General features: G+C 53.1%; 24 protein-coding genes. 13 read left to right on the top strand and 11 right to left on the bottom strand.

Annotated features, from left to right (window positions below; translation table 11 throughout):
• The first annotated feature begins 310 nt into the window (after window positions 1-310).
• On the top strand, window positions 311-883 hold the full coding sequence (locus tag SYN7336_RS27525) for a hypothetical protein (RefSeq protein WP_156820309.1): 573 nt from the start codon (window positions 311-313) through the stop codon (window positions 881-883).
• Between the two features lie 45 nt (window positions 884-928).
• Here SYN7336_RS27525 and SYN7336_RS29425 read toward each other — a convergent pair whose 3' ends face one another.
• Complete coding sequence (locus tag SYN7336_RS29425; RefSeq protein WP_017328421.1) at window positions 929-1,087, bottom strand: DUF2256 domain-containing protein; 159 nt, start codon at window positions 1,085-1,087, stop codon at window positions 929-931.
• Window positions 1,088-1,187: 100 nt separating this feature from the next.
• Between SYN7336_RS29425 and SYN7336_RS23620 the strand changes: the two genes are divergently transcribed.
• Together SYN7336_RS23620 and SYN7336_RS23615 are read left to right on the top strand one after the other, a co-directional pair.
• On the top strand, window positions 1,188-1,550 hold the full coding sequence (locus SYN7336_RS23620) for a hypothetical protein (protein WP_017328420.1): 363 nt from the start codon (window positions 1,188-1,190) through the stop codon (window positions 1,548-1,550).
• Window positions 1,547-1,948 carry an HNH endonuclease gene (locus tag SYN7336_RS23615; protein ID WP_017328419.1) on the top strand — a complete coding sequence of 134 codons (402 nt, stop codon included), beginning with the start codon at window positions 1,547-1,549 and terminating at the stop codon, window positions 1,946-1,948. Before SYN7336_RS23620 ends, SYN7336_RS23615 begins: the two co-directional genes overlap by 4 nt.
• 76 nt (window positions 1,949-2,024) lie before the next feature.
• Here SYN7336_RS23615 and SYN7336_RS23610 read toward each other — a convergent pair whose 3' ends face one another.
• Together SYN7336_RS23610 and SYN7336_RS23605 are read right to left on the bottom strand one after the other, a co-directional pair.
• On the bottom strand, window positions 2,025-2,954 hold the full coding sequence (locus SYN7336_RS23610) for a glycosyltransferase family 2 protein (protein ID WP_017328418.1): 930 nt from the start codon (window positions 2,952-2,954) through the stop codon (window positions 2,025-2,027).
• Window positions 2,955-3,017: 63 nt separating this feature from the next.
• Entirely contained in the window at window positions 3,018-4,217 is a 1,200-nt protein-coding gene (locus SYN7336_RS23605) for an HhoA/HhoB/HtrA family serine endopeptidase (RefSeq protein WP_156820308.1), read from the bottom strand.
• 149 nt (window positions 4,218-4,366) lie between these two features.
• On the opposite strand from SYN7336_RS23605, the gene rpsD reads away from it, so the two are divergent.
• Window positions 4,367-4,978 carry a 30S ribosomal protein S4 gene (gene rpsD / locus SYN7336_RS23600; RefSeq protein ID WP_017328416.1) on the top strand — a complete coding sequence of 204 codons (612 nt, stop codon included), beginning with the start codon at window positions 4,367-4,369 and terminating at the stop codon, window positions 4,976-4,978.
• A gap of 150 nt (window positions 4,979-5,128) precedes the next feature.
• Here the strand turns inward: rpsD and SYN7336_RS33160 are convergent, their stop codons facing one another.
• The 3 genes from SYN7336_RS33160 to SYN7336_RS23585 form a co-directional block, all read right to left on the bottom strand.
• The gene (locus SYN7336_RS33160; protein ID WP_026101273.1) at window positions 5,129-5,455 is read right to left on the bottom strand and encodes a DUF5615 family PIN-like protein; all 327 of its coding nucleotides are present in this window, start codon (window positions 5,453-5,455) and stop codon (window positions 5,129-5,131) included.
• Window positions 5,439-5,663, bottom strand: coding sequence for a DUF433 domain-containing protein (locus SYN7336_RS23590; protein ID WP_026101272.1), 225 nt, complete (start codon window positions 5,661-5,663; stop codon window positions 5,439-5,441). Before SYN7336_RS23590 ends, SYN7336_RS33160 begins: the two co-directional genes overlap by 17 nt.
• A 310-nt stretch (window positions 5,664-5,973) precedes the next feature.
• Entirely contained in the window at window positions 5,974-6,360 is a 387-nt protein-coding gene (locus SYN7336_RS23585) for a hypothetical protein (protein ID WP_017328413.1), read from the bottom strand.
• Between the two features lie 335 nt (window positions 6,361-6,695).
• On the opposite strand from SYN7336_RS23585, the gene SYN7336_RS31400 reads away from it, so the two are divergent.
• The 4 genes from SYN7336_RS31400 to SYN7336_RS23570 all read left to right on the top strand — a co-directional run bounded on the left by SYN7336_RS31400 (window position 6,696) and on the right by SYN7336_RS23570 (window position 9,910).
• Window positions 6,696-6,935 (top strand): hypothetical protein, encoded by a 240-nt coding sequence (locus SYN7336_RS31400; RefSeq protein WP_156820307.1) that lies wholly within the window; start codon window positions 6,696-6,698, stop codon window positions 6,933-6,935.
• 66 nt (window positions 6,936-7,001) lie between these two features.
• Entirely contained in the window at window positions 7,002-7,859 is an 858-nt protein-coding gene (gene murI, locus SYN7336_RS23580; RefSeq protein WP_038026238.1) for a glutamate racemase, read from the top strand.
• Window positions 7,860-7,862: 3 nt separating this feature from the next.
• Window positions 7,863-8,354, top strand: a complete 492-nt coding sequence (locus SYN7336_RS23575; protein ID WP_017328411.1) for a GNAT family N-acetyltransferase — start codon at window positions 7,863-7,865, stop codon at window positions 8,352-8,354.
• 140 nt (window positions 8,355-8,494) lie between these two features.
• Window positions 8,495-9,910 (top strand): SGNH/GDSL hydrolase family protein, encoded by a 1,416-nt coding sequence (locus SYN7336_RS23570; protein WP_156820306.1) that lies wholly within the window; start codon window positions 8,495-8,497, stop codon window positions 9,908-9,910.
• Here the strand turns inward: SYN7336_RS23570 and SYN7336_RS23565 are convergent.
• The 4 genes from SYN7336_RS23565 to SYN7336_RS23550 all read right to left on the bottom strand — a co-directional run bounded on the left by SYN7336_RS23565 (window position 9,903) and on the right by SYN7336_RS23550 (window position 13,360).
• On the bottom strand, window positions 9,903-11,369 hold the full coding sequence (locus tag SYN7336_RS23565) for a cobyric acid synthase (protein ID WP_038026236.1): 1,467 nt from the start codon (window positions 11,367-11,369) through the stop codon (window positions 9,903-9,905). The genes SYN7336_RS23570 and SYN7336_RS23565 overlap by 8 nt on opposite strands.
• Before the next feature lie 53 nt (window positions 11,370-11,422).
• Window positions 11,423-12,205, bottom strand: coding sequence for a helix-turn-helix domain-containing protein (locus SYN7336_RS23560; protein WP_017328408.1), 783 nt, complete (start codon window positions 12,203-12,205; stop codon window positions 11,423-11,425).
• Window positions 12,206-12,207: 2 nt separating this feature from the next.
• Entirely contained in the window at window positions 12,208-12,459 is a 252-nt protein-coding gene (locus tag SYN7336_RS23555) for a hypothetical protein (protein WP_156820305.1), read from the bottom strand.
• Between the two features lie 358 nt (window positions 12,460-12,817).
• On the bottom strand, window positions 12,818-13,360 hold the full coding sequence (locus SYN7336_RS23550; RefSeq protein ID WP_038026235.1) for a hypothetical protein: 543 nt from the start codon (window positions 13,358-13,360) through the stop codon (window positions 12,818-12,820).
• Window positions 13,361-13,716: 356 nt separating this feature from the next.
• Here SYN7336_RS23550 and SYN7336_RS23545 point away from each other — a divergent pair, with 356 nt between their 5' ends.
• The 5 genes from SYN7336_RS23545 to SYN7336_RS23525 all read left to right on the top strand — a co-directional run bounded on the left by SYN7336_RS23545 (window position 13,717) and on the right by SYN7336_RS23525 (window position 16,931).
• Window positions 13,717-14,847, top strand: a complete 1,131-nt coding sequence (locus tag SYN7336_RS23545; RefSeq protein WP_017328405.1) for a glycosyltransferase family 1 protein — start codon at window positions 13,717-13,719, stop codon at window positions 14,845-14,847.
• 124 nt (window positions 14,848-14,971) lie between these two features.
• The gene (locus SYN7336_RS23540) at window positions 14,972-15,184 is read left to right on the top strand and encodes a chlorophyll a/b-binding protein (RefSeq protein ID WP_017328404.1); all 213 of its coding nucleotides are present in this window, start codon (window positions 14,972-14,974) and stop codon (window positions 15,182-15,184) included.
• A gap of 157 nt (window positions 15,185-15,341) precedes the next feature.
• Window positions 15,342-15,917, top strand: a complete 576-nt coding sequence (locus SYN7336_RS23535) for a Uma2 family endonuclease (protein WP_017328403.1) — start codon at window positions 15,342-15,344, stop codon at window positions 15,915-15,917.
• A 459-nt stretch (window positions 15,918-16,376) separates the two neighbouring features.
• On the top strand, window positions 16,377-16,559 hold the full coding sequence (locus tag SYN7336_RS23530; protein ID WP_017328402.1) for a CsbD family protein: 183 nt from the start codon (window positions 16,377-16,379) through the stop codon (window positions 16,557-16,559).
• Between the two features lie 189 nt (window positions 16,560-16,748).
• Window positions 16,749-16,931 (top strand): CsbD family protein, encoded by a 183-nt coding sequence (locus SYN7336_RS23525; RefSeq protein ID WP_017328401.1) that lies wholly within the window; start codon window positions 16,749-16,751, stop codon window positions 16,929-16,931.
• Window positions 16,932-17,380: 449 nt separating this feature from the next.
• Here the strand turns inward: SYN7336_RS23525 and gltS are convergent, their stop codons facing one another.
• Window positions 17,381-18,616, bottom strand: a complete 1,236-nt coding sequence (gltS, locus tag SYN7336_RS23520) for a sodium/glutamate symporter (RefSeq protein WP_017328400.1) — start codon at window positions 18,614-18,616, stop codon at window positions 17,381-17,383.
• Window positions 18,617-18,865 lie beyond the last annotated feature (249 nt).

Raw genomic sequence — 18,865 nt, 5'->3', positions numbered from 1 at the left:
TTCCTCCTACCTGGTAGTCCTCTAGAGGGCGGTTGAGGCCAGAGGCAAGAGTCAAGAATTAAGAAATTCACTTCAGTCGTGGTAGTTAGCTGTGTTAAAAAGATAGCAGCGATCGCATTTACTGCGATTCTAACTAAAGGTTTATACAGCAGTCTTATATTGTTAGGATTTCAACTTAACTCTATACAAAACATTTTCCCGATCTACCCTTTGAAGAGATCTCTTTTGGTTTGTGGGTATTGGTTGTCTCGCTTGACTGAGAGAAGCTGAGCTGCTTCAGGTGGATCTCTATCTTTAGGAGAAAGAAGTTATGCGGACGATTTATTGTGTGGCGATCGCCGTTTCGATCGCATGTGTATCGGCGATGCCCGCACGCGCTAATATCAGAGTCTCACTGGATAGGCTCTGCAGCACGTTTCCTTTGAATAGCCGCTGCATTCGGGTGCAACAGGGATTGCCTGCGGTCGAGACGGGAGAGCCGATGCCGACGGGCTGCACGCCTTTGCAGGTGGTTGGCGGCGAGGGCACAGAAGTGACAAAAACTGCCTCACCTGGTCGGATTCCGACTAGTTTTGGGATTTGGTTTGGTCCGAATTGGAATACAGATTTTTTGGTGCCTGAGGATGCATCTTTTTCTCGGTATGTCGCAACAGTGCTTTCGGAGGATATTGGCAACTACGATATCGAAATGTATCTCAAATATGAAGATAAAACTGCCGATCTGGTCCATGAAGAAGATGATTTCCTCATGTCCGAGCAGCATTTGCATGTTTTTTCTGGGGAACCTCGCGTCGATGCCCAACCTTACGAAGTGAATCTGAAGATTGGCGGCACCGGAACGGTGCAGGATACTTATACGATTCAGGTATTGGGTTGTCCGTAGGGGGAAAACGCTCTGAGCTTTTCCGATGCCGGTCAGATGGAAGTGTTAGGGGCGATCGGCGTTATTGCGGCGACGGCGACAGCGCTCGGAGCAATATTTCACCTCATCCCAGCAGTCCGCCCATTTCTTGCGCCAACTGAAGGGGCGATCGCAAATGGGGCAGAGCTTGGAGGGGCGATCGGATTTAGGGCGGTGTCGGCTCATGGATTGTGTTTGTGTTCCCTAGCGTTGCAATTGACTGCCTTCAGCCTAGAGGCTAAATACAATAGACCCATCACTGCCAAAGCGCGATCGCTTATCTGCCATGACAACCGTTGCCATCCTGCCAGAATCAGATTCCAGCGGAAACAGAAGATTTCGGGCGATCTCTGGAGATAAGCAATCTACAGGCAAAACGGCAGGCGAGGCCCTAGACGCCCTGACTGCCCAAATCGAATACAGCGAAGCGAGCCCCTTTATTCTGATTCAAAGCTTTCAACCCGACAGTCTCTTCACTGCTGTGCAACAACAACGCCTAACAGAATTGATGCAACTTTGGAGAGCCGCACGCGATCGCTCCGAACCCTTCCCCCCAGCCCTACAGGCCGAACTCGAACACCTCACTGAGGCCGAGCTAAAAGCCGCCACTGCCCGGAGCGCTAATTTAATGCAGCAGCTCGATCGATGAATCCCAACTACGCTGCTGTTGCCAATCGCGCCGAACATCGCTGTGAATACTGTCGTGCCCCGGAGCTAGTCTTCAACTTTCCATTCGAAGTGGAACACATCATCCCCATTGCGCTAAACGGCTCGAACGTGTTGTCCAATCTCGCTTTAGCCTGCCGCTCCTGCAACCTGCGAAAAGGCACCAATATTTCAGCCGTCGATCCACAATTGAATGTCAGCACCGATCTATTTCATCCCAGACAAGATAGGTGGCTCGCACACTTTCAGTCCAACTCGAATACCGGGGAGATTCTGGGACTCACGCCAACTGGACGAGCGACAATCGCCTGTCTCAAGTTCAACCATTTCCAGCAGCTTGCAGCGAGACAGTTATGGATACGGTTAGGACTGTTTCCCTAGTGCGGTGGAGGGGACGTTCGCTCTCTTCATGAGAATTACAAATGCTCGCGATCGCCTTATAGTCGCTTTCTATTGGCTAAAATCGCCCCGTCCGTTTATCAATCATGTCTGCCAGCAGGGCAAAAATTCCAATCTGAATCGAAGTGACAAACAAAATCAGCGTCGATTCCGTCAAGTCTCGGGCAATAAAGAGGTCAACCCAGAGAGACGCCAGAGAACCGAGAAAAAATACTCCAGCGATCGGTAAAAAGATCCTCAGCGGAGCAAAATACACGCCCGTTCGCAAAATCAATTGAATAAACAGCAACGTATCCCGAATCGGCCTAATTTTACTACGACCTGCCCGATGAAAATAATCAATCGGTTGATAGCGAACGACATAATTATTCGTCAGCATCGCCAGTGTAATCGTCGTCGTAAAGCTAAACGTATCCGGCAAAACACTCAGAAATCGCGTCACCGCACTCTTGCGAAACACCCGCATGCCACTATTCAGATCGGGAATGGGCCGCTTGGCAATCCACTCGGCAAACCGCACCAAAAAAAACTTAGGAATCTTCCGCAAGGTCGAATAGGTAACATTCTCGCCCGTACGGGCCCCCACCACCATATCCGCATCCTCCGCCAGCTCCACCAACTCCAACAGGCGATCGCTCGGATAGGTACTGTCCGCATCTGTAATCGCCACCAACGGATATTTAGCGCGAGAAATCCCCGTCTTCAACGCAGCCCCATAGCCGCGATTGCGATCGTGCTGGATCAGACGAATATCGCTGCGGGGCTTGAGAATTTCGGCCGTGCGATCGCGCGATCCATCGTCCACCACCACAATTTCGTACTGACACCGCGCCGCCCCCAGAACGTTGTGCAAGTCGTCGAGAGTTTGGGCCACCCCCTCCTCCTCGTTGTAAACCGGAATCACCAGCGAAAAACTCGGACCCGCGATCGCCAAATCGGTTGCAGAATCTGTCTGAGAAATTGATATCGGGGGAGGGGAGTTATGCATGCACGAGAGCGTTTTTCTGCGCGGCTATCGTATCACCTCGATCGCTCCCTGTCCCCCATAGATTTAGCGCGAGGCCACCAGATCGGCAGTGCGCACCCGCAACACCTCTCGGCGATCGCCTCGTTCCACTTCCACCTTTAACGTGCCGCCCACACTCGTGGCCTCCACGGCCTCCTGTAACTCCGAAGCCGTTGCGATGGAATTGGAATTGACTCGCAGGATGACATCCCCAGCACGAATCCCCGCTGCCTCGGCAGGCGAATTGGGCACCACCTGAACCACCAGTACGCCGCTGTCCTGCCCCACATAGAGACCGCTGTTGGGATCGCTATTAAAGCGATCGCGCAACTCGGGTGTTAGCGTTACCATCTGCACCCCGATATAGGGATGGGGAATCGTTTCCCCTCGCACCAACCGAGCTTGCACCTCTCGCTCGATGTTGATGGGAATGGCAAAACCAATGCCCTGAGCGTTGGCGCGGATAGCAGTGTTGATGCCGATAACTTCGCCCCGCTCGTTTAATAACGGTCCGCCAGAATTGCCGGGGTTAATCGCGGCATCGGTTTGGATGAAGTTCAGTCGCTTATCCACAATCCCCACCTCTGCACTGGAGCGATTGAGGGTGCTGACAATGCCGAGGGTAACAGTGCTGTCCAGACCGAGCGGATTGCCCAAGGCGATCGCCCAATCCCCCACCTGCAAAGTACTGGAATCTCCCAGCGGCACCACAGGTAAATCGCGACCGTCAATTTTAATCACCGCTAAATCCAGCACTTCGTCAACACCGCGCACCGTTCCGTCAAACACGCGGCCATCCTGCAGCTTGACCGCGACCGTATCTGCTTCGCTGACAACGTGTGCATTGGTCACCACAATGCCGTCGCGATCGACAATGAACCCAGACCCCTGCCCCTGAGTGTGAAATTCCTGCTGGCGCGGTTCGGGGAAAAATTCATCGCCAAAGAAGTCTTGGAAAAACGGATCGCGAGCGAAGGAATCGAAGGGAGACCGGAACGATCGCACTACTGTACGTTCTGTATCGATACGCACGACTGCAGGCCCCACCTTGCGAACGGCTTCGGTCACAAAATTAGAATTGCGCTGGGAGGTATCGGGCTCCCTATTGAGCTGGGGCAAGGTTACCTGAGAAACCAGTAAAGGTTCGGGAGCGGCGATCGCGAGGCTCGCCCCCCCAAATAACAAGCCAAAGGCGATCGCGATCGTCACGAGCGATCGCCCCCAACGCATCCCAAAGGAAGTCATTGCAAAAATCCTAATATCCAGCGATACGACAACTATTCGAGCATAACGAATCTAATTTTTGCCATCCACCTGTACGGTTTGGCTCGGGGCAAGTATTATAGTAGATCGCTGCTCGATGCGCGGCTATCTATCGCTCTGGAGAAAACTGCATGTCCCGCTTCACAGGCCCGCGCCTGAAGGTCGTTCGTCGCTTTGGCGGCCTCGATTTGCCCGGATTGACGCGCAAGCGTCCCAAAAACACCAACCCCCCTGGCGTTCACGGCGCAGCCCGCAAGAAGAAGTCGGAATATGCCATCCGTCTGGAAGAAAAGCAAAAGGTTCGGTTCAATTACGGCGTCACTGAAAAGCAGATGGTGCGCTACATGAAGCGCGCTCGTCGCTCTAAAGGCTCCACTGGTTTGGCGCTGCTGCAGATGCTGGAGATGCGTTTAGATTGCATCGCCTTTCGTCTCGGCATGGCACCCACCATTCCCGCTGCCCGTCAGGCAGTTAACCACGGTCATATCTGCGTCAATGGCCGTAAGGTCTCCATTCCTAGCTACGAATGTAAGGCGGGCGATGTCATCACCGTGCGCGACAATACTAAATCTCGTAAGCTGATAGCGGATTATGCTGAATATCCCGGCTTGTTTTTGCCCGACTATCTAGAGTTCGATAAAGATGCCCTCAAGGGCAAGATTAAAGAGCTCCCCCCCCGCGAAGCGGTGTGTGCTCCGGTGAACGAGCTATTAGTGGTTGAGTACTACTCTCGCAAGATTTAATTTCTCAATGCGAATTAGGGCGATCGAGGGCTCCCAATTGGGAGCCCTTACCTTTTTGGCAATGCTTTAGAAGTCAGGATCGAGTGTCCGCAGAGCAAAGGCTTCAATGCCTCATACCCTTATCAATTCAGGACTCATGCAGTCTGGCCCTCAAGATCTACCCACCTCAACCACTTCACCCACAGAAATAGTCTCCAAAACATGACGAGCCTTGGGAATTAGCGGAACTAAGTCAGGAATTCGGTTACTCGGCGCAATCAGAACAACGATTGCAACACGAGCCTGCTGAAAATTTTGCTGATATTGCAAATTCCGATCGGTAGTTAGCAAAATTGTCAAGTCTGCCTGTGCCATCAGCTGCAAGAGCTCGCCGTTCGTCTTGCCCGACCACCCCATCTCCACAACCGTTCGTATGTCATAGTTGCTGAGCTCGCGCTTTAGAGGTCTCAGAACACACTCGTCAAGCAGGATTCGCATAAGTAGTCAACATCTTTTTGGCTAATTCAAGCACAGCTATGGCTTGCTCGCGCCTAACGCTCGGAAAATGATCTAGAAACTCGTCTAGCGGATCGCCTGCCTCGAGGTAGTCGAGCAAGGTTTTTACGGGTACGCGAGTGCCTACGAAAACTGGAATTCCCCCCAAGATGTCAGGGTCACTATGAATAACATGCGTGGCAGCTTTCATGTCAAAACCGTTGGCTAGGGAGCATTTTCGATGGTAGCTCAAAGCGATCGCCTCTTATCAGCATGAAGGCTACACCCCTACAATTAGTCAGATCGAATACATCCTTGCCGTCAAATTAGAAAATAATACATCAATTACCAGAAACTCTAACCAATCGGATCCCCTTCCTACCCCTCGTTAGTCTGTACAGCCGCAAACCTGGCAAGTTCACATCTCGTGAAGAGACTGATATGTCTAAAAAAGGACTGAGACAGCAATAGATGTGTCTCAGCCCCATCAATTCGGGATTCAAACTCTAAATCGCAGGCACCTAGAACAGGTTGACATCTTGAGTCACGTTAATCAACACACCTGAAGCAGCTCCACCTAAGGCATTCTGCAGCGGATCGCCATTGTCTAAAATCGCCCCTGTCACCGTGCTGGCTGCTGCCCCAACCGCTGCATCCTGCAAAACGCTTCCGACGCCCGTTCTCGATTCACTGCGGGTCACACTGACGGCAGCCCCTGCCGCCGCTCCGCCGATCGCATTTTCCAACAACCGGCCATTGCCTAAAACTCCGCCGACGATCGCGTTGCCGCCTGCTCCAAATGCCGTATCCCGCAGAATACCGCCAGCGTGAGCTGCCGGGGCGATCGCCAGCGTGGCGGTGCCAACAGTTAACAGGGCAGCAGCTAAACCAGATTTGAGAGCGTTCATAGGTCGTTCCTTGTCATCACCAGTTGCCTCCAGAATAGGTTGGGATAGAAGGCGGGGGGAGCTGCGATCGCGTAAACCCCAAAGCTAGGGCGAGCAAGAGATGGAGAGGATGGACGCCACGCTGACTGCGCGATCGCGCAAGGCAAGCAACTCACCTGTTATCTATCTGAGTTCGATAGCGCTGCATTGCCCTCACCCCCAGCCCCTCTCCCTGGGGAGAGGGGAGAAACAGCCGCAAATCTTGGCTGGATTTTGTTCCTCTGGCCCCAAGTTATGGTTGATGCCACGCTTAGCGGGAGCGTAGGGGTAAGGGGACAGACTCCGATCGAACTGACGTGTTATCTAGCCAGCTAGGCGCGATTTCGGGTGGAGATCGCACCGGAGTCGCCCTCAATTTCTCAGATGTAAAGGACTTAGCCAGACTGGTATTGCCAAAACCCGAAGAGCAGGATATTCCTTCGGTAGAGATTTACTCTACACTTACACTGGTGCTTATCATTCTCACTTCACCCTCACCCGTGCAAGTGGGCAACCTACCAACTGTAAGGCTAGTGCGGCAGGTTTGGCATCGCTAATCCCGCGTAGCTGGTTGCACGCAAGCAAACCCGTACATTCGCCATATTGAGGAGCGTTCGACTATCGTGGGTTCTGTTGCATCGACGTTGCCAATTGGCGTGTTTGACAGTGGTGTTGGTGGGTTGACGGTTTGGCGAGAGTTGCGACGGCAGCTCCCTCGCGAATCGTTTGTTTATTTGGGCGACACGGCGCGCTTGCCCTACGGCGGGCGATCGCCCGCAGAGATTTTGCAAAGCGTGCGCGAAATTTCGAACTGGATGGTGCAGCAGCCGGTCAAGGCCATTGTGATGGCTTGCAACACCAGCTCTGCCTTGGCGTTAGAACAGGTGCGGCACGAATTTGACGTTCCCATGTTGGGGTTGATTCTACCGGGGGCGAGGGCCGCCGTGAAACGAGGGCAGCGCATTGGGGCGATCGCCACGCAAGCCACTGTCAACAGCCACGCCTATCGAGATGCCATCCTCGAAATTAATAACGAGCTGGAATGTTGGGAGGTGGCCTGTCCCGATTTTGTGCCCCTGATTGAGGCGGGACAGATGGACAGTCCTGCCCTCCATGCCGCCGTGCGAGAGTACTTACAACCGCTCTTGGAGCGTCGCATCGACACGCTCATTTCTGGCTGTACCCACTACCCCCTGATCGAAGCGGCCATCCGCCAAGTATTGCCCCCCTCCGTCTGCTGGATCGACCCAGCCGTTTCCTTAGCCACAGCAGTGAAGCGCGAATTGGAATTCCTCGGCCTGCGCGCCCGTGGCAATTCCCCCTCGACGCGCTTTTGCATCACGGGCGACGACGCAGATCGCTTTGCCGAATTGGCCGCCCAATGGATTCATCCGATTGCAGGGGATCGCATCCTGGTGGAAATCGTTGAGTTACTGTCAATTGCCCCCGCCGCCGCTGAGCGCCACCAGCGGGCTGAGTAAGCTGTGCAACTGAGATCTGCGACGATTGAGGATCTGCCCGCGATTGTGGAGATCTACAATTCCACCATTCCCAGTCGGAGCGTCACCGCCGATACCGAGCCCGTAACGGTGGAGAGTCGCTTGGAGTGGTTTCGCGCTCATTCCAGCGATCGCTTGCCCCTGTGGGTTATCGATAGAGAGCCGCAGCGGGTGGTGGGGTGGCTGAGTTTTCAGGTCTTTTATGGCCGACCCGCCTATCGAGCGACGGCAGAGGTGAGCATTTACGTCGCCCCTACCTACCGCCGTCAAGGGGTCGGGAGCTTTTTGTTGAGAGAAGCGATCGCGCGATCGCCAGCCTTGGGGTTGCGCGCGTTATTGGGGTTTATTTTTGCCCGTAACTTGCCCAGCTTGCAATTGTTCCAACAGTTCGGGTTCGAGCAGTGGGGGCATTTGCCAGCAGTTGCCCAGTTTGATGGCATCGAGCGAGATTTGCTCATTTTAGGTCGGAGGCTATAGTAGCAGTCTGCGATCTCGACTGGGAAAGTTGCATCCCGCGACAGCCTGGCACACACTGGGGGGTGACTGAATGGATGGTGCGCCAGCTAGCTCGGAGAACCGTATCGCAAGCTGTCAAGATCCCTTCAGGGTGTTGAGTTATGAGGTTGTCACGCATGTACGAGTACCGACGCAAGCGTCGCCGCTCTGGGTTCCTAATGCGGTTGCTTGCCATCCTGCTCCTGATTGTCGGCATTCCGGTAGGCTTGGAGTTTTTAGTCCGGGCTCTGGCCGATGCAACTGGATTTGCCGAAGCATTTGAAGGGCAGGGCTCGGACGAACCGGAGTTGACCCGCTCCTATCGACTCAGTTTCCTCAGTCAGTCTGGCTACGTCTTCGACAGCGATCGCCCGAACGGCGATCTGATGGCGGTCCGCACTCCGTTACTGGGTTATGCCCTGCAAGCCAACACCAACAGCAATTATTGGGCGATTAACGAAAGCGGTTTTCGGGATATCGAGCCCATTTCTGTCAATAAGCCCGCTGACGAAATTCGGATTGCGGTATTGGGGGGGTCAGCTGCCTTTGGCCAGTTGAGCTCCAACAATGCAGCCACCTTTTCGGAACAGCTAGAGGCCCAACTGAACGATCGCGTCGCCCAGCAGCAGGCCAATCCCGATTCCTTTCAGCCGGATATGCTGCCGTTTTTTGCCGATCGCGTGCAGGTGGTGTTGGCTCGTCCTCCCCGCATTAAAGAAGGCAACTATCGCGTCATTAATGCCGCCGTTCCGGGGTATGCCTCGGGGAATGAATTAGCCCTATTGGCCCAGCAAATTTTGGCCTATCAGCCTGACGTGATCGTGGTGCTGAATGGATATGCAGATCTATTTTTACCGGGCGATCTCGCCGGTGCAGACGTGCCGGGTTTAGACGATTTGGCGATTCCAGCGGAAGAAGTCAACCTCAAAGAAGTGGCTGCGAGCGAGGCTAAGGAGTGGTTCGATCGACTGCTCTTGGTGCGCAGTTTCAAGCACTATTTCTTGCAAGCCCAGCAGGAAGTCGAACAGCAGCAGTCGCTCCAAGCGCTGAATGTCATGGGGGTCGATCCTGACAGCACTTTGGCTGACAGTTTGCCGCCAGACGATGCCGAGCTCACTCGGCGGATAGAGCGCTATCGCAACCATTTATTGCAGATGGTGCGGCTCAATTCGGGGGCGGGTAGCTTGATGCTGATTGGGGTGCAGCCCGAAATTATGGGGCGCAATCCCTCGGCTATGACGATCGAGGAGACGGCAATTGTGCAGAATCTGGGGGAAGACTACAGCGATCGCATGCCACAGCTGTATCGCCGCTTGATGGATGCAGCGAACCAGGCAGCGCAAGCATCTGCCAATGCCTCGGTGGTGAACTTGTCGGGGTTGTACGACAATTTTGACGGGCAAGCCTTCCAGGGGCCAACGAGTTTGACGGATGGGGCCAATGTTTTGCTAGCCGAGCGGATCTACGACCGAATCGCGGAAAAGTTTGTGCTCGTTCCCACCCCCTTCGATCCCCGGCGGAGTTCGAGGTTTAGGTAAGTTTGGAATGATAGCCTAACACCTTCAGATCGAGCTGGGGTCGCCAGATTTCTGCCAAGCGATCGAGCAGGCGATCGCGATCCTCACTGTAATGGCCTGCCAATTCGGGCAGCGGGCGCAAGCTTTTGGCCATCCGCAGGCGGTTGAGCCACTGCCTGCGCCAAGCGTGGTTGTCGAAAAGACCGTGCAGGTAACTGCCCCAAACGCGATCGTCGGCTGACACGCAGCCGAGATCGTCGCGCTCGAACATCCTGCGAGCAGAATGACCAAACGTCGTTCGCCCTTGATGAATTTCGTAGCCGAGAATGGGCGACTCTCCCAACCAGCGATCGCTCGTACTCACTTGGCGAGTCACCTTTTCCCCCGTTAACTGCGTCTCCAGCGGCAGCAATCCCAAGCCCCGAAACTTGCCGCTCGGCCCTTCATAGCCGGCCGGATCGGCGATCGCCTGCCCCAACATCTGCATCCCTCCACAGATGCCGGCGATCGCCCCCGAGAACCTCTGTAGTTGCTCGGCCATGCCCGATTCCTGCAGTGCCATTAAATCGGCAATGGTCGCTTTACTCCCCGGCAAGATCGCCACATCTGGAGACCCTAAGGATTCGTTCAAACCCACAAAGCGCACCCGCACCGTCGGTTCGGCAGCTAGCGGATCGAAATCGGTGAAGTTGGCAATGTGTGGCAAGCGAATGACGGCAATCTCGATCTGGGCCGTTCGCTTGCTGCCCCGCTGCTCGAACAAGCTCATAGAGTCCTCAGCTGGCAAGGCAAAGTCCAGCCAAGGCAAGACGCCCACCACTGGCAGCCCCGTATATTCTTCCAGCCAATCCAATCCCGGTTGCAGCAGATCGAGGACACCTCGAAATTTGTTGATGACAATGCCTGCAAAGAGCTGGCGCTCCTCTTCGGGCAATACCTGCAAGGTGCCTACGACATGGGCCAAAGCCCCACCGCGATCGATATCCGCCACCAGCAGGGTAGGCGCTTGCAAGTACTTCGCCACCCGCATATTGGTCAAATCGCGATGGTGCAGGTTCATCTCCGCCGGACTGCCTGCCCCTTCGCAAATTAGCCAGTCATACTCTGGACTCAGCCGGTCCAACGTGTCTCGCACCGCTTGCCAGCCGCGATCGAAAAAGGTTTCGTAATAATCCCCCGCCCGATAGGTGCCGACCGGATGGCCGTTCAAGATAATTTGCGAGGTCATATTCCCCTGCGGTTTGAGCAGAATCGGGTTCATTTCTACCCGGGGCGGCACTCCTGCTGCCCATGCCTGCAGTGCCTGTGCGTAGCCAATCTCCCCCCCATCTGGCGTTACATAGGCGTTTAAAGACATGTTCTGTGCCTTGAACGGCGCGACGGACCAGCCGTCTTGCTTGAAGATGCGACAGAGAGCTGCCACCACCAATGACTTGCCGACATTGGAGGAGGTGCCGACCACCATGCAGGATTTAGCCATGAAGTGCGAGGGGCGAAAGGATAGAGGGCACGAGCGCTGTCAGTAGGATCGGGCTAGTAGGATTCGAGCTCCTCTGGAGATACGCCCAGATGTAAAGCTATGTTGGCAATCGTTTCCTGGTGAGGAGCCTCAACCTCGCCGCGTTCAATGCGCCCGAGTGTTTTTTCACTCACATTGGGAAAGTCTTTGAGGGATAGATTTTTTTGGAGCCGAAGTCTGCGAATGGCAGCACCGAGTGAATCATCTGAGGCCAGCGCACGAGATTTCATCCGCTTGCGGGCATCACGTGAGAATTCGTAGAGAATGGCATCGCTAGCGGCTTCATAGTCACCGAGATTGATAGTTTGTCCGAAATCTGTAACTGTAAATTGATGGAAATCAGGCTGCAAGCCCTGTGGAGTAGTGTGAAACCAGTCAAATGGAATGACTAGAGGTTCGAGATTTCCTCTGTAGAGTATGAGGGACTCATCGGCAAAGTCTACTAGACCGCCAATAAAGTAGTCCTCCGGTCGATCGGCAGCGAGTACCTCCGCTAGCTCTTCAGATTCTAGGAGTTTGATGCCTTTTGCAGGGCTGACAATCGAACGAAAATAAACGCCTAGAAGCTCGAGACGCGCTTTGTCGATGTCTGGAGTGAGCAGCAATAAGCGATTCCAAGTGTCTTTGGGGGATATTTGTGTCAATTGCTTAGTAAGGTCTTCAGCATCTGAAGAAATCCAGATCCCGCGCCGTTTCGACATTGCTTCTGCCACGTCCTGACTTTCCAGGCTAGAGCCCACCCGTTCGAAGGCAGCCCCGACTCGATATCGATAGACTTTCTCTTCCGTGACGGCCATTCCTAACCTCCCACCGGATTCTCCGGGTACATTTCGTCCCACTTTTTTCTCAGAGTGTCGAGCTGCGCTGCAATCTCCGCAAGAAGCGCATCTGGGACATCGCGAGGATCTGGCCGATCGTCCAAGAACGCTTTTTCTCGCAGGCCATAACGCCAGCTATTGCGCTTGCAGATGACCGTCACATGGGGCGGCTCCACCCGTTCGCGATCTCTAATTTTTACTTTCCACCCTTGCTGTTGCAGTTGAGGTGGCAAGTTCAGCGAGTAAGCCAGCTTTCAGCCTGTAAGTTGTCACAAGTCAATTATGTCTTTTCTTGAGATAATGTCAAAAGGACATTTTGCGATCGATACCTGCATTGCTCAGTAGAGCAACGTGACGGCGTCTAGCACCGATCGCCCTGAGCTCGCAAGGCCGTGGCAAATCGATAGCCAGTTCTCAATACCAAACCCGCATGTCTGTTGCAGAGCACCACTGTAAACAAACCGTTTTGTCGCAAAATGTTGACTAAAAATATGCGACTGATGGATGGGTAGTCCTCGCGATCGCAAGCTAAATTTAATATCTTCGCAGACAGCCAAACGCAGTTTTTCCCGACTTATCTTCCTGAGGGGTTCAATATAAAGCCAACGTGACTGGATAGGAGCCATAGCTATCGCGCGCCACAATGCTGTATCCGTTCACTTCCAAGACATCCGAGCTGTAATCGCTGACTGGTGCCCCAGTATAAGCATCCACTGGGTTGTAGCCGATCGCGCGATTGCCTCGGACAACAAGCTTTTGGCGAACGTTCGCCATCGCTTGCGTCAGTGGGTTGTAGAATTGCACGTCCATGTAGGGTTCGCTTCTGGATAAATAAAGCTGAGCTCGAACCCGATCGCCGTTGACATCTCTCCAACTCACGGCATAACTGCCGCAGGTTAAATCGATCTTGGGGGTGGTAGGAGTCTCGCACTCGCCTCCTTCACGGGGGGGAATCTCCAGCAGGGCAGGCTTGTTCGCTGCTTGCAGTTGCACCAGATTGGACTCGGGGTCTGGAGTGACTCCTCGCACGCTGCGGGCTTCGGTGGGGGCAGAACTTAGGAGTGCAGTCCCCACCAGGAGAGACCCCATTAACAGTGCCGAGAGAGATTGGGAAGCTTTGTGACGGGAAAGCATTGCGATCTGTCCTGAGCGATAAAACTATCCTCTAATGGCAATAGAAAAATGCTGGCGATCGCGATCGCGGCGATCGTGTGACTGCGATCGCAGGTCTAGTAGTTGTCAAACTGAGGGCAATTCAGTTGAGGGGGAATGGCGAGTTTGTTTCGCCGTTGGTTCGGCAATGAAATGAGCGAGAAACGATTCGAGTTTTCAGTTTGTAATCTGGCAAACACTCAACCTCAGTAGAGCTCGATCGAGAATTCCGCGCCAAAGTTTCTTGCACCACGGGGAAACGCATTCCTGTACAATGCGCCTCAGAATACATACCTATTGACTGAAGAGATCGCTCTTTGCGAGGAACCCGCAAGCCTATGCGCGTCGCCCTGTTTACCGAAACCTTTTTGCCGAAGATTGACGGCATCGTGACGCGCCTGTGTCACACGATCGAACACCTCACCGCCCACGGCAACGAGGTCATTGCGATCGCTCCCGACGTCGATGGTGCCCCTCGCCGCTTCGCCCGCGCCCGCGTCTACGGTATGCCGGGTATTCCCCTGCCGATGTACCCCGAACTGAAATTAGCCGCTCCGGGGCCAGCGATCGGTCGAGTGCTGCGCCGCTTTCGCCCCGACATTATTCATGTGGTCAATCCTGCCGTACTCGGTTTAGGGGGAATGTATTACAGCGACGCCATGAAGGTGCCGCTGGTGGCGTCCTATCACACCCACTTACCCAAGTACCTGCAGCACTACGGTCTCGGCTTTTTAGAAGGCACCCTCTGGGGGTTACTCAAGCTGGGCCACAACCGCGCCCAACTCAACCTCTGTACCTCTACCGCAATGCAGGAGGAGCTGAGCAGCCACGGCATCGAGCGGGTGAAGGTGTGGCAGCGGGGCGTCGATACCGAGCTCTTTCATCCCAGCGCCGCCTCGGATGAAATGCGCGATCGCCTCAGTGACGGCCAACCCGATCGTCCGCTGCTTCTCTATGTCGGTCGCCTCTCTGCTGAAAAGGAGGTCAGCCGCATTCGCACCATCCTGGAGCAGATGCCGGAAACGCGCTTGGCGATTGTGGGGGACGGTCCCGATCGGTCTGTGCTGGAAGAGCATTTTGACGGGCACGACGTTGTCTTTACGGGCTATCTCAAGGGCCAAACCCTGGCGGCAGCTTTCGCCTCTGCCGATCTTTTCGTGTTTCCCTCTCGCACCGAAACATTAGGGCTGGTGTTGCTAGAAGCAATGGCGGCGGGCTGTCCGGCAATGGCAGCTCGCTCTGGCGGTATCACCGACATTATTGAAGAGGGAGTCAATGGCTATCTGTTCGAGCCCAATTCCGAAGCAGAGTTTGTCAATGTGGCCCGACAGATGTTGAGCGATCGCGATCGGGTTGCCGACATTCGCGCAAATGCTCGCAAAGAGGCCGAACGATGGGGCTGGGAAGCCGCCACCCACCAATTGGAAAGCTTCTATCGGGGCGTGACAGAGCGCGCGATCGCTTGCTAAATTAGCCGCCATTTGGCACAAACGCACGAGAAGCTCGTGGTAGGCATCCCTTTGCTGCTTACAAAGATTAACATTTGCGTTAAATTATGTAACATAGCATAGCCAGTCATTTGGGAGCTAACTGATGCCAAAGGGTGTAACCGTAGACGAACGAGGCCGTTTGAATAACTTTGCGATCGAGCCGGAGATGTATGTGGAGCAATCCAGCATTGGGTTCACACAACAAGCCGAGCAACTGAATGGCCGCTTGGCAATGATTGGGCTTCTCTCTGCTCTGGCGATCGAACTTCTCACCGGTCGCGGAGTCATTGCGGCTTTCACAAACGGGTTGTTTTAGTCTGGCAATCGACTGCCTCCCATCAGATACAGCAGGGCTGTGCGTACGGCGATGCCGCAGTTTACCTGCTGTTTGACAGAGGCGCGCTCGTCGCGATCGAGAGTTTTGGAGGCGATCGCGAAGGCTAGAATACCAGTAGCTTCAGTGGATTGAGCCCATGACCCCCTCCATCCTCAAGATGCCTGCTACAGCAACACTCGCATCCGACCAGTTCTACGATTTGTGCCGAGCAAATCCAGACTGGAAGCTAGAACGAACGGCAGAGGGAGATCTCGTGGTTATGGCTCCAACGGGGGGCGAGACAGGAGCTCGGAACGCCAGTCTACTGATGAAGTTAGGTCTGTGGAACGAGCAATCTCAACTGGGAATTGTCTTTGACTCTTCGACTGGGTTTCACTTGCCAAACGGTGCAGACCGTTCGCCTGACGCGGCATGGATAAAACGAGATCGATGGAATGCTCTTACCCCTCAACAACGAGAGAAATTTCCGCCCCTCGCTCCCGATTTTGCGATGGAACTGATGTCTCCCAGTGACAATTTGGCAGAGGCTCGAGCCAAGCTGCAAGAGTATATAGATAATGGCGTGCAGCTAGGTTGGCTATTGAATCGCGGCACAAAGCAGGTTGAGATTTATCGCCCCGGACAGCCAAAGGAGATGTTGCAACAACCAACTCAGCTATTGGGGAGTCCTATTTTGCCCGATTTTGTATTAAAGCTTGATGGCTTTTGGTAAGGGCGAGATCGACTCAAATGAATCTGTCGAGAAAGGATAGGGGACTCAAAGAGGGATAGTAGTGGGAAAGCTGTCGCCCCTAAGATTCCATATGCATTCACGCTCACAATGCCATTCTCAACCTTATATAAAGTAAATATTTAAAATGCTCAAAGCTTCTGACATCTGGAAACACTTGACGATAATACTCACAATATTGGTCAATGCAGCCTACAATCTGAACTGCAGACCTTACTACACCTATTTTTCTTTCCTCTTCGGACAATAACTTCTACTCCATTATGGCTAATATGACATAAGAGGGATCATTACAATGCAATCTCTATCTACTCGAACTAAATTGTGTCATCATCCTAAAGGAAGACTCTTTTCAAGCGCAGATACATCTAATAGGGGACGCGATCGCCTCTAGATTAAGTCTAGATTAGAGATGAAGTTTCTGAAAATAGAGATCTAGATATGGGTACTGAAGAAAGAATAAAAGCTACAGCTAAAAATCTCGAAGGTAAAGCTCAAGAGGCAGTAGGTGAATTGACCGGCGATCCAGAAATCAAGGCTGAAGGCAAAGCAAAGCAAGCTGAAGCTCAAGTTGCTCAAGAGAAAGAGAACATCAAGGATAAGGCCAAAGATGTAATCGATTAGAATTCTTATGAGTTAGAGAGATAGGCTATATGCATGCAGATCTGCATGCATATAATTTTACTAGCCTAGGCAGCAGATAATACAGATGCGACAGAATCTACTGAGAGCAAAATATGTCTTTAGATAGATGTTGGTGCTTTGATGAGGGTACATGTTAGAAGAGTAGCAGGATTTAAGTAGGGGATAGTTATGTCGATCGAAGAACGACTAAAAGCAACTGCTAAAAATATTGAAGGTAAAGTTCAGGAAGCTGTAGGGGAAATTACTGGCAACCCTGAGGATAAAGCTGAAGGTCAACTGAAGCAGGCCGAAGCCGAAGCCGAGCATGAAATAGAGAACCTCAAGGACAAGACAAAGGAAATGATTGACTAGTATGTATCTTAACTAACATGTATTTGGATCTCATCTTAGGGAAGTTGAGAGATTGTAGTGTATCTCAACTTCCTTTATTTTTGTGTTCGCAACCTTCAATATTCGATTGCCGCAGCTCCATTGCACGGAACTAAAATTGTTGACCCAAACGCGGCTTGAGGTACAACTGTCAGGTAACAGGTGAGTCGGCAGGTTTGTTACCGTAAGCTCGATTGTGGTAGCGCCAGTCCACGACCTAGAAGAGAATATCGGCGGCCCCCAGCCCGTAGCCGAGATAGCCCATCTCATCAATCACGAGCACGTGAGGGTTGACGTAACTTTTGAGAGCCTCGTTGAGGTCGCCTACTTCGATTCTCTGGAGATGTGTCAGGCAGGCAGGGGAAGACCAGAATCGACACGATCGCGACGGTCATTGCGATAGCTGCGATCGCCTTGCACGAGGCTCAATGCTATAGAAACCAGCGCGCAATAACGGCAATAAAGAACTTGATGGTAGCCGCATTCAGCAGATCGATAAAGCAGGCGCCAAGCAGCGGTATGACCAGAAAAGCTTTTGGCGAGGGACCGTAGCGACGGGTTACGGCATCCATGTTGGCGATCGCGATCGGAGTGGCACCCAGGCCGAGACCGACAAAGCCTGCCGATACGACCACTGCGTCGTAGTCTTGCCCCATCACGCGAAAAACAACAATAGCCGCAAAGTAGCTTATCAGTAACACCTGCAGGAATAACAACAACACAATCAACTGTGCGCCGCTGGCCAAAGTCCACAGTTGCAGACTCATTAAACTCATGCTGAGGAAGATATTGAGGCTGACTTCTCCAAAACGGTCTATCAGTTCCTTGTCGAGCGGTATGCCCATCAGATCGAACAGATTCGCGATGGCAATAGCAACAAACATGGAGGTCAGGAAGCCGGGTAGCAGGACACCTTCCGCAAACAGGAATCGGTTGACTGCGTCTCCCAGGCTGACACAGAGCGCTAGAAGCAGTAGTGCTTTCAAAACCTCGAACAACCAATCCGAAGGGCTTGCCACATCTCGGGCTGCATCCGTCTCCAGCTTTGGGCCTGCGACAGTTTTATCTTCAGACGAGTGCTCGCGATCGATTCTTTTCATCAATTGGCGCGCTATGGGGCCGCCCAACAAGCCTCCGCAAATGAGTCCGAATGTGGCGAAGGCAATTCCCACTGCGCTGGCGTCTGTTAATCCGGCTGCTTCTGCTTCCATACCCCAAGCGATCGCGGTGCCGTGGCCGCCAGCAAATGACACGCTGCCCCCCATCAAGCCATAGCCGGGGTGCTGTCCGGTCAGCAGTGCCAGACCGATGCCCGTGACATCCTGGACGAACAGGAATACTGCCGCCACAACAATCAGGCTCGCCAGGGCTTTTCCGCCTGCCAGGAGAGTACGTATCCTAGCCGATAAGCCGACGGTACTGAAAAACACTAGTAGCAACAGGTCGCGAAATCGCAAGTCAAAGTTGATTTCAATGCCGAGTCGGCTGTACAAAAACATCGCAAGGATGCTGAACAGCAGGCCGCCAGTCACCGCTGGAGGGATATAGTTATCTCTCAGAAACTGAACTTTGCGGTTGATAAACATACCCAGAAATAGCACCGAGATGCTTATGGAGAGCATGTCGATCGCATTGGCTGTGTAAACAGTGTTCGACAATGCCACCATTCTGTTTGTTACTCAAAATTTACAATTACCCCCTCAGCCCATTAAGACTTGTGACTCGGACGACAGCAAAATCTCCGACAACATTTCGAGTATCGCGCTTTAAGAACCACAAATAGTTACCTGTCTCAGTGCCGTGATTTAAATAACTTACAATGCCCAGAGGGTGATACACTTTCTATGCTAAGATAGCTCGATCTGGCCTCTTTTGTTACGATCGCTAAAATTCCCAGATTCCTCTGAACAATCTCA

Origin of the sequence: Synechococcus sp. PCC 7336 (assembly GCF_000332275.1) — a bacterium.
GTDB lineage: Bacteria > Cyanobacteriota > Cyanobacteriia > Thermostichales > PCC-7336 > PCC-7336.
Note: the sequence above shows the minus strand (reverse complement) of the source record. Positions and strands in the feature narration are given on the sequence as shown.

What these genes read in the sequence shown, in the direction of transcription:
- SYN7336_RS27525 (WP_156820309.1), top strand. Translation starts at nt 311, where the DNA reads ATGCGGACGATTTATTGTGTGGCGATCGCCGTTTCGATCGCATGTGTA.
- SYN7336_RS29425 (WP_017328421.1), bottom strand. Translation starts at nt 1,087, where the DNA reads ATGAGCCGACACCGCCCTAAATCCGATCGCCCCTCCAAGCTCTGCCCC.
- SYN7336_RS23620 (WP_017328420.1), top strand. Translation starts at nt 1,188, where the DNA reads ATGACAACCGTTGCCATCCTGCCAGAATCAGATTCCAGCGGAAACAGA.
- SYN7336_RS23615 (WP_017328419.1), top strand. Translation starts at nt 1,547, where the DNA reads ATGAATCCCAACTACGCTGCTGTTGCCAATCGCGCCGAACATCGCTGT.
- SYN7336_RS23610 (WP_017328418.1), bottom strand. Translation starts at nt 2,954, where the DNA reads ATGCATAACTCCCCTCCCCCGATATCAATTTCTCAGACAGATTCTGCA.
- SYN7336_RS23605 (WP_156820308.1), bottom strand. Translation starts at nt 4,217, where the DNA reads ATGACTTCCTTTGGGATGCGTTGGGGGCGATCGCTCGTGACGATCGCG.
- rpsD (WP_017328416.1), top strand. Translation starts at nt 4,367, where the DNA reads ATGTCCCGCTTCACAGGCCCGCGCCTGAAGGTCGTTCGTCGCTTTGGC.
- SYN7336_RS33160 (WP_026101273.1), bottom strand. Translation starts at nt 5,455, where the DNA reads ATGCGAATCCTGCTTGACGAGTGTGTTCTGAGACCTCTAAAGCGCGAG.
- SYN7336_RS23590 (WP_026101272.1), bottom strand. Translation starts at nt 5,663, where the DNA reads ATGAAAGCTGCCACGCATGTTATTCATAGTGACCCTGACATCTTGGGG.
- SYN7336_RS23585 (WP_017328413.1), bottom strand. Translation starts at nt 6,360, where the DNA reads ATGAACGCTCTCAAATCTGGTTTAGCTGCTGCCCTGTTAACTGTTGGC.
- SYN7336_RS23570 (WP_156820306.1), top strand. Translation starts at nt 8,495, where the DNA reads ATGAGGTTGTCACGCATGTACGAGTACCGACGCAAGCGTCGCCGCTCT.
- SYN7336_RS23565 (WP_038026236.1), bottom strand. Translation starts at nt 11,369, where the DNA reads ATGGCTAAATCCTGCATGGTGGTCGGCACCTCCTCCAATGTCGGCAAG.
- SYN7336_RS23560 (WP_017328408.1), bottom strand. Translation starts at nt 12,205, where the DNA reads ATGGCCGTCACGGAAGAGAAAGTCTATCGATATCGAGTCGGGGCTGCC.
- SYN7336_RS23550 (WP_038026235.1), bottom strand. Translation starts at nt 13,360, where the DNA reads ATGCTTTCCCGTCACAAAGCTTCCCAATCTCTCTCGGCACTGTTAATG.
- SYN7336_RS23545 (WP_017328405.1), top strand. Translation starts at nt 13,717, where the DNA reads ATGCGCGTCGCCCTGTTTACCGAAACCTTTTTGCCGAAGATTGACGGC.
- SYN7336_RS23540 (WP_017328404.1), top strand. Translation starts at nt 14,972, where the DNA reads ATGCCAAAGGGTGTAACCGTAGACGAACGAGGCCGTTTGAATAACTTT.
- SYN7336_RS23535 (WP_017328403.1), top strand. Translation starts at nt 15,342, where the DNA reads ATGACCCCCTCCATCCTCAAGATGCCTGCTACAGCAACACTCGCATCC.
- SYN7336_RS23530 (WP_017328402.1), top strand. Translation starts at nt 16,377, where the DNA reads ATGGGTACTGAAGAAAGAATAAAAGCTACAGCTAAAAATCTCGAAGGT.
- SYN7336_RS23525 (WP_017328401.1), top strand. Translation starts at nt 16,749, where the DNA reads ATGTCGATCGAAGAACGACTAAAAGCAACTGCTAAAAATATTGAAGGT.
- gltS (WP_017328400.1), bottom strand. Translation starts at nt 18,616, where the DNA reads ATGGTGGCATTGTCGAACACTGTTTACACAGCCAATGCGATCGACATG.